Consider the following 15395-nt stretch of genomic DNA (forward strand, 5'->3'; position numbering starts at 1 on the left):
TCCCGTAGGGGCCACCCGGAGTGCCCCTTAGGGGATGTCACAGCTCGGCCCCAATGGCGGGCCCGTTGCCCCGGGCCGGGCACGTCACTCTTCGGGACCAGGTACGTTCGATAACGTGGCTGGATTCAGGATCGGACGCGGCGGCCGGAACAACCGTGCCCCGCAAGGGCGACCGCAACAACAACCGTCGTACGGACAGGCCCCCCAGGGACGCGGGCAGCAGTCCCCCCAGGGAGGCGGGCAACAGCCGTACGGCTATCCGCCCGCGCCGCCGCAGCCGCAGTACGGGGGACAGCAGCCGTACGGCGGACAGCAGGGCGGTCAGCCCTACCGCGGCGGGCAGCAGGACGGCTGGCCCCAGGGCGGCGGAAACGGCGGCGGACACGGCGAGCCGGAGTACTTCGGCGACGGTCACCCCCAGCAGGGCCCGGACCCGTACGCCGCGAACAGCCCCGGCCACACCCAGGCCTTCTCGATCGGCGAGGACCCGTACAACCAGGGCGAGACCTACCGGGCGGGCCAGGCAGCCGCTCCGCCGGTCGGCCCGCGGCTGCACTGGAAGGACCTGCTCAAGGGCATAGTGACTGCCCCCAACCGGACCTTCCTCCAGATGCGCGACTACACGATGTGGGCCCCGGCCCTGATCGTGACGTTCCTCTACGGCCTGCTGGCGGTCTTCGGCTTCGACGGCGCCCGTCAGGACGCCATCAGCGCGACCCTCTCCAACGCCGTCCCGATCGTCCTGACGACCGCTGTCGCCCTCGTCCTCAGCACGTTCGTCCTGGGCGTGGTCACCCACTCCCTGGCCCGCCAGCTCGGCGGCGACGGCGCCTGGCAGCCCACGGTCGGCCTCTCCATGCTGATCATGTCCATCACGGACACCCCGCGGCTGCTCTTCGCGATGTTCCTGGGCGGCGACGCGTCCTTCGTCAAGCTCCTGGGCTGGATCACCTGGGTCGCCGCGGGCGCTCTGCTGACCCTGATGGTCGGCAAGTCCCACGACCTCCCGTGGCCGAAGGCCCTCGCCGCGTCATCCATTCAGCTGATCGCGATCCTGTCGATCATCAAGCTGGGCACGTTCTAGAGGCCTACGCGCTCCCCGCACACAGGAACCCACGCGCCCGAGAGGGGCTCCCGGCACACCGCCGGGAGCCCCTCTCGCGCTCCCACATGCTCCCGTACCCGCAGGCTCCCGCCGCCGGAGGCGATCGGATCACGGGCTCGCAGGTCGGACGGACCGGACCGGGTCGAACAGGCCGGACAACAGGTCAGACCTGTCAGAGCGCGTCCTTCGACGGAGTGATCGGCTCGCCGGCCCTGCGCACCGGAGGCAGCACGCTCCACGGGAAGTTGATCCACTCGTCGGTCCGCTTCCACACGTACTCGCATTTCACGAGCGACTGGGTCTTCTCGTAGATCACGGCGCTGCGGACCTCGGCGACCTCGTCGACGCAGAAGTCGTGCACGAGTTTGAGCGTCTTGCCCGTGTCGGCGACGTCGTCGGTGATCAGGACCTTCTTGTCGGAGAAGTCGATCGCGTTGGGGACGGGAGCGAGCATGACCGGCATCTCCAACGTCGTCCCCACCCCCGTGTAGAACTCGACGTTCACAAGATGGATGTTCTTGCAGTCGAGGGCGTAGGCGAGCCCGCCCGCGACGAAGACGCCGCCGCGGGCGATGGAGAGCACGATGTCCGGCTCGTACCCGTCGTCGGCGATGGTCTGGGCGAGTTCGCGTACGGCGACGCCGAACCCTTCGTAGCTGAGGTTCTCGCGCGCGGGAGCCATCGCTGATCGCCTCAGACCTGGGTGCGGTGGAAGTTCAGGAAGGACCGTGAGGCAGTCGGTCCGCGCTGGCCCTGGTACCGGGAGCCGTACCGGTCGCTGCCGTACGGGAACTCGGCGGCCGAGCTGAGCTGGAACATGCAGAGCTGCCCGATCTTCATGCCCGGCCACAGCTTGATCGGCAGAGTCGCGAGGTTGGACAGCTCAAGGGTGACGTGCCCGGAGAACCCGGGGTCGATGAACCCGGCGGTGGAGTGGGTGACCAGCCCCAGCCGTCCCAGCGAACTCTTGCCTTCGAGCCGCGAGGCGAGGTCGTCGGGCAGCGAGATGACCTCGTACGTACTGGCGAGGACGAACTCTCCGGGATGGAGGATGAACGGCTCGTCGCCCTCGGGCTCGACGAGCCGCGTGAGGTCCGCCTGCTCGACCGCGGGGTCGATGTGGGGGTAGCGGTGGTTCTCGAACACCCGGAAGTAGCGGTCGAGCCGCACGTCGATGCTCGACGGCTGCACCATGGATTCGTCGTAGGGATCGATCCGGACCCGCCCGGCGTCGATCTCGGCCCGGATGTCCTTGTCAGAGAGAAGCACGCCCTGAGGATACGCAAGGCGCGCGGAGCCACCACAATCGTGACGACACCGCGCGCCCGTACTACACATTCACCACTACGACGCCGCTACGTTTCCGTCGCTACTGCGACGCCACCGCCACGACGCTGTAGCGACGGCGTCCGCTACCACTGACTACTGCTCCGTCAACGCTTTCTCCAAGGCGACCGGCACCACACTGCGGAGCCGGGCACACCGTGGACACCGGAGCAGCCGGCCGGGGCCGAGCCGCTCGGCCTGCTGCATCGGGAACGAAGCGGTGCTGAACACGTGCCCCTCGGCACAACGGACGACGGTGCGCTCCATCAAGTCCCAGAGTCCCTTCCCCAAGAGCTGCGTCAGGCTGATGCCCTGACAACGAAAGCCACATTACGGGATGAAAGGGACGGCTCTCCAGGCGGCACTCCGACCCCGCCCGGACCCACTTCAACGCCCCCACCGTACGCCCCAACTCCGGCCCCCCGCAGCCGCATCCGCCCTCGAAAACGCGAGCGCGCCTCACGGCTTCGACGCCGGGGACCGGGCATGAGGTAGAGTGAGCGAGCATTCGGCACCGGCCCAACCGGCGTCTTACGCGGGTGTAGTTTAGTGGTAGAACATCAGCTTCCCAAGCTGAGAGTGCGAGTTCGATTCTCGTCACCCGCTCCATGACAGAGGCCCAGGTCATCGACCCGGGCCTTTTTGCTGTCCGCTGTGATCACTCGCCGCGTGCCAGATCCATGCCAGAACACTGATCGTCTGGATCATCGGTGTTCTCTCCTGGTGCGGCCACTACTGGCACGGCAGCAGCTTCCTGTACTTCCTGACGTGCCCTGCGGACGGTCGCGTCGAGTCCGGCAGTAGCTTCCTGCTGTCGATCGTCGTCGGAGTGCTGATAGATCAGCGCCGCCTTCTGGGAGGACTGGCCGGCCCGCACCATCGTGTCCTTGAGCGTCGCACCGCAGCGCGTGGACAGAGTGTGACCGATGTGGCGGAGATCGTAAACCGGAAGCCCTCGGGCATGCCGACCAACGCACGTGCTCTCCTCCACTTCTTGCCGAAGGTGCTGCGCCGGAAGGGAGCTCCCTTCTCCCCGACGAAGATCAGACCGTCAGGCCCGGCCTCGGCGTACGACTCCAGATGCCAGCGCAGCTCGCGGCGGAGGAACGCTGGAAAGACGACCGCCCGGGAGCCGGCCACGGACTTGGTGTCGCCCTGCACGCGCCGCCCGTTCATCCGTTCCGGCTCGGCGAGGCGAACTCGAATGCGCAGGGTGTCGAGGTCGACGTCTCGACGACGGCGGCCGGCCAACTCTTCCGGCCGCATCGGGCCGTAGGCGCCGAGGTAGACCATGAGGCGCCATCGCATCCCGACGGCACAGGCGAGAGCGTCGACCTGGGGGACGGTCGCAATGGGCCGCTCGACTGCCTTCTCCACCTGTAGAAAAGGAGGGCGAACGGCCATGAGGGGCCTTTCACCCTCCTCCCCTTACAGAGAGCCCTAGAAAGCGATGTGAGGACTCGTCAGGGCTGCCCCGAAGTAGCCCTTCACGCCGCGAACGGTGATGCCGGCGCTCTTGCCGCACAAGCTGGCGGAACCTCTGAGGACGGGGCCGGTGGTCGAGCCGCGGGCGATCCACAGGCAACCGTCACTGTTCTCCGTGGGAATGCCGACGACCGTCTCGGCCTTGCCGTCCTTGTTGAGGTCTGCGAGGTGGACCGACGCTCCGAACTGGTCGCCAGCCTCAGCGGTGCCGGGCACGTCGGCTGTGTTCTGGGTGTATCCGACTGCCTTGGTCGTGGTCAGACCTGTGGCGGAGCCGCGCAGCAAGACGGCCGAGCCGGCCATCTCGTGCGTGCCGAGGCCCTCACTGGGGACACCGACGAGGACATCGGCGTAGCCGTCGGCGTTGACGTCGCCGACGCTCAGCGACCGGCCGAAAAGATCGCCGTCCTCCGCCGTGCCGGGAACCCCCGCCGTGTCCTGGTGGAAGACCTTCGGCCGCTGGTCGGCGGTGATGCCTTGTGCACTTCCGTAGAGAACCTGGATCTCGCCGCCGCGGTGCGCGGCACCGGGCATGTTCATCGTGGAGTCGTCGTCCGCGATGGCGGTGACGAGGTCACCGTAGCCGTCGCCGTTGACGTCGCCGATCTGGCCGGCGTGGCCGTCGGCGAACGGCAGTTTCGTGGGCCAGGTCGTCATGGGATCGTCGCCGATCGGGCCGTTGTCGACGAGCACGGATCCGCGGATGTCGTCGTCCGAGGGGCCGGGCAGCCAGAACCGTTCTGCCCTGCCGTCGCCGTTCACGTCGCCCATCACCAGACTGCGGGCGTTGACGCGCCATTCCCGGTAGTGGGTGGCGGCCTTGCCGGTGCGGGTGAAGGGGCCTGTGTAGGAGGCCGACTCGCAGCGCGAACCGATGCCCACTTCCGGGGCACCGTCCCCGTTCATGTCTCCCGTGGCCAGGGACATCCCGAATCCGCAATAGGTCATACCGTCCCCGAACCCGGAGGGCGGGGAGATGCTTGCGCCGCCCTGAAGGCCATGGGACCCACCCCACACAACGGTCACGGAGCCCCGGGACTTCTTGCCGTCGACGTCTTCATGGGGCGTACCGACGAGCAGATCCGCGTACCCGTCCCGGTCCAGGTCGGCGCTGGCAACTGCCGAGCCGAACAGATCCCCGTCCTCGGGTGCACCGGGGATCCCGGCAGTCGCCTGCGTGATCACAGCCCGACGCGTGGCACTCACGGATGACGCCGCCCCGTACAGAACGACCACGGCACCGGCTGCCTCCACCGATCCATTGGCGGACTCGGGAGCGCCCACGACCAGGTCGCGATAGCCGTCACCGTTGAAGTCGTCCTGGACAGCGGCGGTGTTGGCCCCCTTGTAAGGAGCGGTCGCCGAGGCCGTCGCCGGAGTGAGAGTGACGGCGAAGAGGGGGGCGAGCACGACCATGGCCGTGACTGCTCTGTGCAACTGAACTCCTCATGCGGGACGACACAAACGACAGGGAGGCGAGAGCTACATAAGTTAGAGCTCACTCGCCTCACTGGACTCACGAGAGCGCCGCAAGGTTGTACGCGACTCCCAACAGATCGAGGGGCTCAGCCGAGCCGGTACGTGCCTTCAAGTTCCTGCCGATCGGCAGGAAGGAGAACATCCGTGACCTGCAAAGCCTGCCCGGCAACATCGCATGCAACGACCAACACGCTGAGCGCCGGCTCCCCTTGCGGCATCGCCAAGAGGTCGGCCTCTTCCTGACTGGGCAGTTCGGGCCGAGCCGCGTTCCGTTATGTGGTCGAAGCGCACCTTCTTGCGCGCTTCCAGGTGTGCACGCTGACCCTCACGCAGGGGGGGCGGGACGGAAAGTTCGGTCCCTTCGACCAGGCCGGCCGGGAAACAGCAACCACCGCGACCGTAGTCAAGCGGTATCGGTCCCAGATGCCCAAGTGACCGGCCCAGCAGACTTCAACAACCAGCCTGCCCATAGTTCGCATCGAGGCGATCAGTCCGCGTCAGAGTCCGCGCGGCCTACAGAGCGGAACACGGTCTCGTACTCCCCCGCTTGCACCAGATGATCCACAACTCTCGCCACCGATGCCGTCCTCGACGCCTTCGAGAGCGAGCTTCCCGGGCTGGGTGAGGCAGACGACGCACAGATCTTCGGCGTCGTGGAACGCGTCGTCCTGGCCCTGAACGCCGTGAACGAAGCCCACAACGAAAGCGCCTACGAAACCGACGAGCGCGAGCAACTGTGCGAGTTCATCGACCAATCGCTCACCGAGCACGGCATCGACATCGTCGCACTGACCGCCCGGCATGGACTCGGCCGCTACCAGATCACGGACAAGTGGCGGAAGTGGTAACGCCGCTCGCTGACGCTGCCCGCTGGGCATCCGCTTCCTTACACAGCACCGCTCCCGCACCACATGCGCACCAAATCGAGCGGGGAACAGCGGGGAATCACGGTGAAAGCGGCTAGACCCGACGGCACCGCGGCCGTTCGCCCAGGTCGGCGCACGAACGTGCCGCAAATGCCCGCAGCTTCCCAAGTTGAGAGTGCGAGTTCGATTCTCGTCACCCGCTCCATGAGAAACCCCCAGGTCGACGACCTGGGGGTCCCTTGTTGTCCGGGCCGGTTCAGGTGTGGGGTTACTTGGTCAGCCGACGGGCGAAGTAGCGGTTTTTGGCCGTCAGTCCGACGGTCTTGGGGCCGATGGAGACGACCTGGTTCGTGGTCAGGCCCTTGCTGCCGGACCCGAAGTACCAAAGGTTGCCCTCGTAGTTGTTCTCACCGTCCGTGCCGGCGGCGAGTTCACTTCGTCCGTCACCGTTCATGTCGATCAGGGAAACCCGCGAGCCGAACATGTCGTAGGACTCGTTGGCACCCGGTACTCCGGCCGTGTTCTGGTGCCAGGACACGGCACCGGTTGCGGTCAGTCCCTTGGACGAGCCGCGCAGCACGGTCACCGCGCCGGTGAAGCGGACCCCCGAGATGCTTTCCTGCATCACTCCGATCGCAACGTCGGCGTAGCCGTCGCCGTCGACGTCGCCGGTGTCCAGGTCGTAGCCGAACCGGTCGGCCTTCTCGCCGGTGCCGGGCACACCGGCGGTGTCCTGGCTGATGCGCGCCGGCTTGCGGGTGGTGCTCACGCCCCCCGGGCTGCCGTACTGGACGATGACCGAACCGCCCACGACGCCCTTGGGCTGGTAGCCCTCCAGCCCGGCGCCCAGGACGACGTCGGCGTAGCCGTCGCCGTCGACGTCCGCGAGGCTCCCCGAGTTGACCATGGTGGAGAAGTCCTTGGCGGGGCCGAAGCCGTTCTTCGAGCCGAGCACCAGGGAAGCGTCAGCGGTGCCGTTACGTCTTCCCACGGAAAGCAGGTCGGACACGTGGTCGCCGTTGGCGTCCCCGGCCGCCAGACTGTCGGGCGTGATCCCGGTGTCCACGAGGCTGGTCGAGGCGGACGTGCCGTCTCGGCCGAACGGACCCCGGGACAGTCTGGTCTCCGTGTCGAGGTAGTCCGTGTTCGTGGAGGTGACGAGGTCGTCCTGGCCATCGCCGTCGAAGTCGCCCACGAGCACCAGACCGGGGGAGAAGGAGAGGGGTGTGCGGCCGGACAGTCCCCTGGGTCCGCCCCAGAAGATCGCCCCCGCCGGGGCCTCGTAATAGACGCCCACCACCAGGTCGTCGTAGCCGTCGCCGTCCAGGTCCCCCGCCGCAGTCGAATCACCGAAACCGATGTACGCGCCTGCGTCGTTGGGCCCCGGATTGCCGGACAGCACCTGGTGCCGGGAGGCGCTGAGACCTGTCTTCGTCCCGTACATGACCGCGACGTAGCCGTTCGCCGAGACGGCCAGGTCGCCGTAGCCGTCCCCGTTGAAGTCGGCCGACTTGCCGGCCGCCGACGCCTTGGGGCCCGGCACGGCACCGGCAGGACCACCCGCGCCCAGGACAGCCGTGCCCACCGCCATGGCCGTGGCGGTGGCCAGCACGGCCAGTTTCCGAACTCTGCGCATACGTCCGCCCTTTCGCTCCGCATCAGCCCAGAGACATCTGCCGTTCAGATCAGGGCTGCGCCGCAGGAGACCGCCAAAGAGAACGAACGGTTGTACGGCGGGGTGAAATCGGCGACCGGAGCCCTGAAGCCGCGCCACCGGCTGAACCGTCCCTCTGCCGGAAGCCACCCTCATCCAGCACACGCTGGTCCTCAGCGACACCCACCCCCACACCGTCACCAGCCGCCATGACCGCGCCCGCGCTCACCGAAAAGCTGAAGCCGTACAGCACGGAAGTACAGCAACCCCAGCAACCATCGACCTGCGGTTTCGCAGTGCGAGTCGGAACCTTTCCGCGCCATAGGACCTCATCTCGTCCTTCCCTCAGCAAGCCTGAACTCCGATGCGCGCACGGCGAACCATGCGCGTCGAACGCAGCCGGCCCGAGCGGCCAACGCCGCAGGAACCATCTGGAACCACCCCGGCGCGAGTGGTGCCCGGTCGGCCTCACCGACGCGAGCGGCGGCACTCCACTCCGTTGGGGGACGTCGGCTCCGGCGGGCCACCGCGGTGGGCGCGCGCCAGCGCCGGGGGGATGGGCGGGATCGGGTCGAGCGGCTCGGTTTCGCCCGCTGCTCGCTCGGTTGTCCGTGAATCCCCCCGGGATTGTCTTTGATCGGTAACGGACGCATCCCGTGGCCGCCTTCTCTCGTCCTGCCAGATGGTTGCGAGGTGACCAAGGAATCGGCGAGGAACTGCGGGAAAGCGGGGCGGACATGGCACGGCACGGCGGTGGGCAGGGCTGGTACGGCAAGGTGGTCGGGGCGGCGCTCGGGGTGGCGTTGCTCGGCGCCGGTGCCTCACTGTGGACCGCGCAGGCCGAGGCCGTGGGCGGTTCGTCGCCGAAGGCGGCCGCGTCGGCCACGCCGGGCAGTGGCGTCAAGGCGGTCGCGGTGACCATCGCGCATGCCTCGGACAAGGGGGCGCGTGGCGTCAACATCACCATCGATGACGGCCCCGACCCCGTGTGGACCCCTCAAGTGCTCGACGTGCTGCGGGAGTACGGGGTGAAGGCCACGTTCTGCATGGTGGGGACGCAGGCGCAGGCCCACCCCGACCTCGTGAAGAAGGTGGTCGAGGCCGGACACCGGCTGTGCGACCACTCGGTGTCGCACGACACCACCATGGACACCAAGCCCCAGGCGTACCAGTCGCGGCAGATACTCGACGCCCAACGCATGATCACCGAGGCGTCCGGGGGCGTACGGCCGATGTACTACCGGGCGCCCGGCGGTGCCTTCACCCCCTACAGCCGCAAGCTGGCCGCCTCCCGGGGCATGCGCCCGCTGGGCTGGAACGTGGACTCCAAGGACTTCGAGCGGCCGGGCACGGACGCCATCGTCGCCACCGTCGAGCGGGAGCTGCCCAACGGGCCGACGCTCCTCTTCCACGACGCCGGCGGTGACCGCTCCCAGACCGTCGCAGCCCTGCGCCGCATCCTCCCCCGGCTCAAGGAGCAGGGCTACTCCTTCGGCTTCCCGGTTCGCTGAACCCGGCCCTGGCCGTTGCCGGCGTTCGAACCGCGGCCTACGCCCTCGCGGGACCGAAGGGTGCCCCCGGCGACGGTCGGCGAGTCCGGATGGGTTCCCTCGCCCGTGCCGTAACGAGACGACTCGGTCGGGTTGTTCGTGCTGATCACGATCAATAGGTGCAACCTGGCGCGGAGTTGTCGTCGCAGGATCCCCTTCCGGCGGGCCCGACCAGCGACTTTGCTCCGTTTCGAAGAAGGGTCGCCCATGCCCCCGCGCTGCGCGGCAGGTCGGCCCCGCTGTCATGAACTGGCAAAACAATAGGGCGCTCGTCCATCGCGGCCCTCGGCCCCTTGCCGACCCTCTTCCGCAAGAGGATGATCTTGGCAGCCAAGGAGGCACGATGCTGCGGTTGATGGACTGGTCGGTGGTCGCCCTGGGGTGCGCGCTGGTGGTCGGAAGTCTCGGTAGCCGTTGGTGGGAGCGCGTCAAGGCGTCAAAGGGAGAGGGCCCCGACCAGGGCATGCGCCTCTTCTCGGCTTGGCTCCCCCTCCTCATGGGCCTGGCGATGATCTCCGCCAGGCTGCCGGCGCTGTTGCACGCATCCCACCCGGTCGTGGAACTCGTCGACGCGCTGACGTTCGTGATCGTGGTGACGGTACTGGTCTTCGCCGTCCGGTCGGCACGGCGCATCTTCCGGGCGCGCGGCAGCGCGTGAGTGCCGCGTGAGCGCCCGCGTGAGCGCTCAGACCGTGGCCTCTCTCGGGGCCCGAAGGCCCCGACCGGGCTAAGAGGCCCGCCGTCCCGGTGGGTCACTCACCGTGTGCCGGGTGCGTGCCGGGACGTATGCGGATGCCCCCTTGTCGTAGGGGTCGTCCAGGGGCCGCGACTGAACCTCTCCGAGCGGTGCGCGTATGCGTATGCGTATGCGTATGGCTGTGCGTGTGCGTCACCGTGGCCGCGATCAGGAGGAACAGGCCGACCAGAGTGGCGGGGACGGCGGCCGTCAGCCAGTACGGGCCGTTGTCGGGGCCGACGGTCAGCAGAAGGACCGCTGTGGCCACCGCGGTGGCGAGTCCGGCGCCGACGAGGGCGGCGAAGGCGGTGCGGCCGCTCCGGGGGTGGCCGGTACCGGCGAGAGGCCCGCTCCACCGCAGCTGTTCCCAGTGGTGGGCCGCCTCCTCGGCCTCGTGTCGGCGTCGCAGGGCCGCACGCGTCCAGAAGCCGAACATGGCAGCCGTACCCGCCGCGGCGGCGACGGCGGGGATCCACCACGCCTCGGTCACCAGGAACAGGACGGCGATGACTCCGATCGTGACCCAGGCGCTCACACAGGCCGCGGCCGCGTCGCGGCGGGAACGAGGCCGGTCGGCTCCCGCGCGCAGATCGGCGAGGGCCGGGACGTACCAGACACTGCCGGACACGGTCAGCAGGGCGGCGCCCAGCGCCAGAACGGGCTGCGCCATGCCTCAGCTCACCGCCTCGGCCGCGGCGATCTCCGGGTGGTGCAGGTCGAACGCCGGGGACTCGGACCGGATCCGCGGCAGCGAGGTGAAGTTGTGCCGCGGCGGCGGGCACGAGGTCGCCCACTCCAGCGAACGGCCGTAGCCCCACGGGTCGTCGACCTCGACCTTCTTGCCGTACTTGGCCGTCTTCCACACGTTGTAGAGGAACGGCAGGATCGACAGGCCCAGCAGGAACGACCCGATCGTGGAAAGGGTGTTGAGGGCCGTGAAGCCGTCGGAGGCGAGGTAGTCGGCGTAGCGGCGGGGCATGCCCTCGACACCCAGCCAGTGCTGGACGAGGAAGGTGAGGTGGAAGCCGACGGTGAGGGTCCAGAAGGTGATCTTGCCGAGGCGCTCGTCGAGCATCTTGCCGGTCATCTTCGGCCACCAGAAGTGGAATCCGGCGAACATCGCGTAGACGACCGTGCCGAAGACCGTGTAGTGGAAGTGCGCCACGACGAAGTACGAGTCGGAGACATGGAAGTCCAGCGGCGGCGAAGCCAGGATGACCCCGGTCAGACCGCCGAAGACGAACGTGACCAGGAAGCCCGTGGTCCACAGCATCGGTGTCTCGAAGGACAGACTGCCCTTCCACATGGTGCCGATCCAGTTGAAGAACTTCACCCCCGTCGGTACCGCGATCAACATGGTCATGAAGGCGAAGAAGGGCAGCAGGACACCACCGGTGACATACATGTGGTGTGCCCACACCGTCACCGACAGGCCCGCGATGGCGATGGTGGCGCCGACCAGGCCCATGTAGCCGAACATCGGCTTGCGGGAGAAGACCGGGATCACCTCGGAGACGATGCCGAAGAACGGCAGGGCGAGGACGTACACCTCCGGGTGGCCGAAGAACCAGAACAGGTGCTGCCAGAGCAGCGCGCCGCCGTTCGCCGGGTCGAAGACATGACTGCCGAACTTCCGGTCGCATTCGAGCGCGAACAGTGCCGCCGCCAGCACCGGGAAGATGATCAGGACCAGGACGCCGGTCAGCAGCACGTTCCAGGTGAAGATCGACATGCGGAACATGGTCAGACCCGGGGCGCGCATGCAGATGATGGTGGTGATGAAGTTGACCGCGCCGAGGATGCTGCCGAAGCCCGACAGCGCGACGCCCATGATCCACATGTCGGCGCCGAGCCCCGGTGAGTGGACGGCGTCGGACAGCGGCGCGTACAGGAACCACCCGAAGTCGGCAGCACCGCCCGGGGTGAGGAAGCCGAAGGCCGCGATCGACGAGCCGAACAGGAACAGCCAGTAGGCCAGCATGTTCAGCCGGGGAAAGGCCACGTCCGGCGCGCCGATCTGGAGCGGCATGATCCAGTTGGCGAAGCCGGTGAACAGCGGCATCGCGAACATGAGCAGCATGATCGAGCCGTGCATCGTGAACGCCTGGTTGAACTGCTCGTTCGACATGATCTGCAGTCCGGGCCGGGCCAGTTCGGCACGCATCAGCAGTGCCATCACGCCGCCGACGCCGAAGAACACGAACGCGGTGACGAGGTACATCGTCCCGATCTTCTTGTGATCGGTGGTCGTCAGCCAGTCCACCCACGACGAGCGGGCGGTCCTCTCTCCGGTCCGTCCCGCCACCTCGTCGGCCGCGTGTGCCTCGGCTACGGCATGTGCCTCGTCGGCCGCGCGTGCCTCGGCTACGGCATGTGCCTCGTCGGCCGCGGAGACCGCGGCGCTCGGTCGCACGGTATCCACCTGGTGTATCTGTGCCTCGTCCACCGGACGACTCCCTCCCCTTCTCCTCATGCTCCGCCCATGGCGTACGTCCCGCTCATGGCGTCGACGAGCCGGAAAGTGCCTGCGTACGGGGGTGGACGCGGCGGCGCTTCCCGGCCGCCGCCTCATGATCAATGCCGGGGTACGGGGGCCCGATAGGGCCGAACAGCCCTTGGACGGCCCTGTTTGGAGGGCCCAACGGCCCCCCTCCGTCCCGTGGTGTGACCGGCGGCGGACGGGCACTGTGCGGTTCACGCCGGCGGGCATCGCCGACGAGCGCGGATGGCCGCTTCCGCCGCCACCGGGTCCGGCAACGGCCGAGCGGCAGGGCGAGAGGCGGGCGAACAGCGCGAAACGGGGCGTGCCGGTGCGGCGGTGCGCTCCGGTGTCCGTACGACCATGGCACTCAGGGCCGTTCGGCCCTATCGGTCCCGGGAAGCGAAGTGATCTTCTGGCGCCGCGGCCGGGTGCCCCCGCCTCCACAACTCCCGTTCCCCGTACGGGAAAGGGGCCGGAGCACTCGGCACGCGCCAAGAACGGCTCCGGCCGGTACGGACCGCACCGGCCACGCACAGGTTTCCGAGAACCAGTCGGTCCCAGGGAGGCTCAGTTGCGGCGCAGCATCGTCACGATGTTCATGGTGTTGGCGATCGTCGGCACGATCGGCTCACTCGCGTACCCGGTGTTCTACTCGTACCCCCACCGTTTCGACGCCGTGAAGGCCGCCATAGCCGACCCCGGCCCGGCGGTGAACACACCCTGGGGACCACTGACCGTCGCCGATCGGGACCTCGTGGTGCGGGTGGAGCTCGAAGGGCTGTGGGAGATACCCGCGGGCCGACAGGCGGTCAAGCTGGCCCCCACGAAGGCGATCAAGGAGGCGGGCGACCATCTGGTGGCCGGCCACACCGACCTCGACAAGCGCGTTCGCAGCGTCGCGGCAGACCTCGCCATCGCGCTGCCGACGCAGCCGACCGCGGAGCAGCAGGGCTGGCTCGCGGAGCTGTCGGCCGCCCAGGGCGAGGGCTATCGGCGGGAGTTCGCGAATCTGCTGCGTGACGAGCACGGCAGAATCTTCCAGGCGCTCGCGCAGGTGCGCAGCAGCACCCGCAACACGCTGGTACGGGAGCTGGCCACGGCCACCAACCGGACCGAGCTGGACCACATCTCGGTGCTGGAGAAGACCGGATACGTCGACTTCGACGCCATCGCGCACGAGGCGACGGCCTCTCCGGCCGCGATCCCGACAGGGTTTCCGGCGCCGTCGTCGCCGTGAGCACCAGCGGCCCCGGGGCACGGCCCGTGCGGCCGGTCAGGTGCCCGTCACCCGCTCGGCCAGGTGCCCGTCACCCGCTCGGCCAAGTGCCGGTCACCTGCTCGGCCAGGTGCCGGTCACCTGTTCAGCTTGGTGCGTTGCCCCTGGTCCGGGCGGCTTGTCGGATGGCAGTGCGCTCCGCTGTGCCGGCGCCCGACGCGCCGTCCCCTGTCGGCGCCACCCGCGAACAGGACACCCCGCCCTTCGCGGCGACAACGGCGACGACCGCCACGCCGACCCGGAACACCGCGACCGCGGCGAGGCCAGGGGGCCTGTAGCGAGTGCCGCGGCCGCGCGGGCGGCTCAGTGCCCGAGCGAGCAGTTCCCCCAGGCGGTGGCCAGGGCGTCGGGAATCGCCGGGATGTCTGCGCAGCCGTGCGGCCCGGCGGGGAAGCCGTCGCTCGCGACATAGACCCAGCCACCGCCACCGGAGCTGCGGAAGTACTTGATGGCACTGCCCTCGTCCTGCATACCCACGAGTTCCGGCTGCGTGGCACCCGCGGTGAGGCCGAAACGGGTGGCGGCGTATCGGACGGTGCCGCACTGGCCGTAGAAGAACACGTGCGGCACCGGCTCGATGTGCGTGAAATGGGTGACGTCGTGCCGGTACACCCGGGTCACGGCGGCCTTCACCGCGTCGCCGGCGGCCAGGTTGCGGCAGCCGGCAACGGCCGTGGGCGGGTGGCTGGTCGCGGCAGGGGCCTGATCCGTGGCCCGAGCCGGGGTGGCGGAGCCGTGCGACGGCGTGGGCGGGCCGGCGGGACTCGACGAGGGTGACGCGGCCGGTGCCGGGGCGTCCGCCTGTACGGCTGCTCCGGCCGAGGCGTCCGCAGAGGAGCTGGGGGTACCCGCGGCGGAACCCGCGCCCGCCGAGCTCTGGCACCCCGTCAGCAGCATGACCCCGCCCGCCAGCGCGATCGCCGACGTACGTATGAGACCGGGCATGACTCATCCTTTTCTCGACGACTTCTCCCGGCCGACTCCTCGCGACCGACGAAGTCATGGTCACGGCCTGCGTGACCACGGCATACGGCCGCAGTGCACCCGGCCGCGGGTTCTGCCTCACAGGACAGCGCGGGACCGCCCGGGAGTTGCAGGGAGAGGCATACGGGATGGTCTCGATTCCGCATACGTGCGTCGCGCCGATGGCCCTCCCCGCCGTACAGGCGGTCCCGCCGGTGCCCTCCCCGCCGTACGGGTGATCCCGCCGGTGCTTCTTCCTGCCGCACGGGCCGTCCCGACGGTGACCGACACCGGTGCGCGATGCGGAGTAGGGTGCCGTCACCGTGCCGCGTGGCGCACTCGTGGCGCTCGTGCCGGGCGGCGACGGCGCGGGTTCGGTTTTCGTCACTTTTCCCGAACTCCGTCGCATGATCCCGGGGCAGAAACGCTGCGCCCCGGGCGAGCCAATATCTGTGGCGGCGACGTAAGAAATC

Annotated in this window: 13 protein-coding genes, 1 tRNA gene and 1 pseudogene; 6 read left to right on the plus strand and 9 right to left on the minus strand. The window is 68.6% G+C overall.

The features are described from left to right. Positions 1–34 precede the first annotated feature (34 nt). Positions 35–1084 (plus strand): Yip1 family protein, encoded by a 1050-nt coding sequence (locus tag ACFYR3_RS04060; RefSeq protein ID WP_355846521.1) that lies wholly within the window; start codon positions 35–37, stop codon positions 1082–1084. 193 nt (positions 1085–1277) lie between these two features. On the opposite strand, the gene ACFYR3_RS04065 is transcribed toward ACFYR3_RS04060, so the two are convergent. Beyond that, positions 1278–1787, minus strand: a complete 510-nt coding sequence (locus tag ACFYR3_RS04065) for a phosphoribosyltransferase (protein WP_355846524.1) — start codon at positions 1785–1787, stop codon at positions 1278–1280. Between the two features lie 11 nt (positions 1788–1798). Next, positions 1799–2374, minus strand: coding sequence for a dCTP deaminase (dcd, locus tag ACFYR3_RS04070; RefSeq protein WP_355846527.1), 576 nt, complete (start codon positions 2372–2374; stop codon positions 1799–1801). A 592-nt stretch (positions 2375–2966) separates the two neighbouring features. Here dcd and ACFYR3_RS04075 point away from each other — a divergent pair. Continuing rightward, positions 2967–3040: transfer RNA gene (locus ACFYR3_RS04075), tRNA-Gly, on the plus strand. A gap of 49 nt (positions 3041–3089) precedes the next feature. Here ACFYR3_RS04075 and ACFYR3_RS04080 read toward each other — a convergent pair. From ACFYR3_RS04080 to ACFYR3_RS04090, 3 genes and pseudogenes are all read right to left on the minus strand, one after another. Continuing rightward, a pseudogene (locus ACFYR3_RS04080) lies at positions 3090–3805 on the minus strand (tyrosine-type recombinase/integrase); the annotation flags it as partial. Positions 3806–3871: 66 nt separating this feature from the next. After that, positions 3872–5353 (minus strand): FG-GAP repeat protein, encoded by a 1482-nt coding sequence (locus ACFYR3_RS04085; RefSeq protein WP_389281381.1) that lies wholly within the window; start codon positions 5351–5353, stop codon positions 3872–3874. 128 nt (positions 5354–5481) lie between these two features. Continuing rightward, positions 5482–5613: a hypothetical protein gene (locus ACFYR3_RS04090; protein WP_355846801.1), complete on the minus strand. Its 132-nt coding sequence runs from the start codon at positions 5611–5613 to the stop codon at positions 5482–5484. A 435-nt stretch (positions 5614–6048) separates the two neighbouring features. On the opposite strand from ACFYR3_RS04090, the gene ACFYR3_RS04095 reads away from it, so the two are divergent. Beyond that, a complete protein-coding gene (locus ACFYR3_RS04095; protein ID WP_355846532.1) occupies positions 6049–6243 on the plus strand; it encodes a hypothetical protein in 195 nt (64 codons plus the stop codon). A 286-nt stretch (positions 6244–6529) separates the two neighbouring features. Here the strand turns inward: ACFYR3_RS04095 and ACFYR3_RS04100 are convergent, their stop codons facing one another. Beyond that, positions 6530–7897, minus strand: a complete 1368-nt coding sequence (locus ACFYR3_RS04100; RefSeq protein ID WP_389281383.1) for an FG-GAP repeat protein — start codon at positions 7895–7897, stop codon at positions 6530–6532. Positions 7898–8652: 755 nt separating this feature from the next. Here ACFYR3_RS04100 and ACFYR3_RS04105 point away from each other — a divergent pair. Together ACFYR3_RS04105 and ACFYR3_RS04110 are read left to right on the plus strand one after the other, a co-directional pair. Next, the gene (locus ACFYR3_RS04105; protein ID WP_355846538.1) at positions 8653–9426 is read left to right on the plus strand and encodes a polysaccharide deacetylase family protein; all 774 of its coding nucleotides are present in this window, start codon (positions 8653–8655) and stop codon (positions 9424–9426) included. A 382-nt stretch (positions 9427–9808) separates the two neighbouring features. Next, positions 9809–10123 carry a hypothetical protein gene (locus ACFYR3_RS04110; RefSeq protein WP_355846541.1) on the plus strand — a complete coding sequence of 105 codons (315 nt, stop codon included), beginning with the start codon at positions 9809–9811 and terminating at the stop codon, positions 10121–10123. Positions 10124–10217: 94 nt separating this feature from the next. Here the strand turns inward: ACFYR3_RS04110 and ACFYR3_RS04115 are convergent, their stop codons facing one another. Together ACFYR3_RS04115 and ctaD are read right to left on the minus strand one after the other, a co-directional pair. Next, the gene (locus tag ACFYR3_RS04115) at positions 10218–10871 is read right to left on the minus strand and encodes a hypothetical protein (protein WP_389281386.1); all 654 of its coding nucleotides are present in this window, start codon (positions 10869–10871) and stop codon (positions 10218–10220) included. A gap of 3 nt (positions 10872–10874) precedes the next feature. After that, a complete protein-coding gene (gene ctaD / locus ACFYR3_RS04120; protein ID WP_389281388.1) occupies positions 10875–12647 on the minus strand; it encodes a cytochrome c oxidase subunit I in 1773 nt (590 codons plus the stop codon). Positions 12648–13254: 607 nt separating this feature from the next. Here ctaD and ACFYR3_RS04125 point away from each other — a divergent pair. Continuing rightward, positions 13255–13920, plus strand: a complete 666-nt coding sequence (locus ACFYR3_RS04125) for a DUF4142 domain-containing protein (protein WP_389281390.1) — start codon at positions 13255–13257, stop codon at positions 13918–13920. 342 nt (positions 13921–14262) lie between these two features. On the opposite strand, the gene ACFYR3_RS04130 is transcribed toward ACFYR3_RS04125, so the two are convergent. After that, the gene (locus ACFYR3_RS04130; RefSeq protein ID WP_355846553.1) at positions 14263–14904 is read right to left on the minus strand and encodes a hypothetical protein; all 642 of its coding nucleotides are present in this window, start codon (positions 14902–14904) and stop codon (positions 14263–14265) included. Between the last annotated feature and the right edge of the window lie 491 nt (positions 14905–15395).

The organism is Streptomyces sp. NPDC005784 (assembly GCF_042871525.1).
In the GTDB taxonomy this organism is placed as follows: Bacteria; Actinomycetota; Actinomycetes; order Streptomycetales; family Streptomycetaceae; genus Streptomyces.

Bases quoted from the DNA above. Each gene is read 5' to 3' on its own strand.
- ACFYR3_RS04060 (WP_355846521.1), top strand. From the start codon at position 35: ATGTCACAGCTCGGCCCCAATGGCGGGCCCGTTGCCCCGGGCCGGGCA.
- ACFYR3_RS04065 (WP_355846524.1), bottom strand. From the start codon at position 1,787: ATGGCTCCCGCGCGCGAGAACCTCAGCTACGAAGGGTTCGGCGTCGCC.
- ACFYR3_RS04090 (WP_355846801.1), bottom strand. From the start codon at position 5,613: ATGCCGCAAGGGGAGCCGGCGCTCAGCGTGTTGGTCGTTGCATGCGAT.
- ACFYR3_RS04100 (WP_389281383.1), bottom strand. From the start codon at position 7,897: ATGCGCAGAGTTCGGAAACTGGCCGTGCTGGCCACCGCCACGGCCATG.
- ACFYR3_RS04105 (WP_355846538.1), top strand. From the start codon at position 8,653: ATGGCACGGCACGGCGGTGGGCAGGGCTGGTACGGCAAGGTGGTCGGG.
- ACFYR3_RS04110 (WP_355846541.1), top strand. From the start codon at position 9,809: ATGCTGCGGTTGATGGACTGGTCGGTGGTCGCCCTGGGGTGCGCGCTG.
- ACFYR3_RS04115 (WP_389281386.1), bottom strand. From the start codon at position 10,871: ATGGCGCAGCCCGTTCTGGCGCTGGGCGCCGCCCTGCTGACCGTGTCC.
- ACFYR3_RS04130 (WP_355846553.1), bottom strand. From the start codon at position 14,904: ATGCCCGGTCTCATACGTACGTCGGCGATCGCGCTGGCGGGCGGGGTC.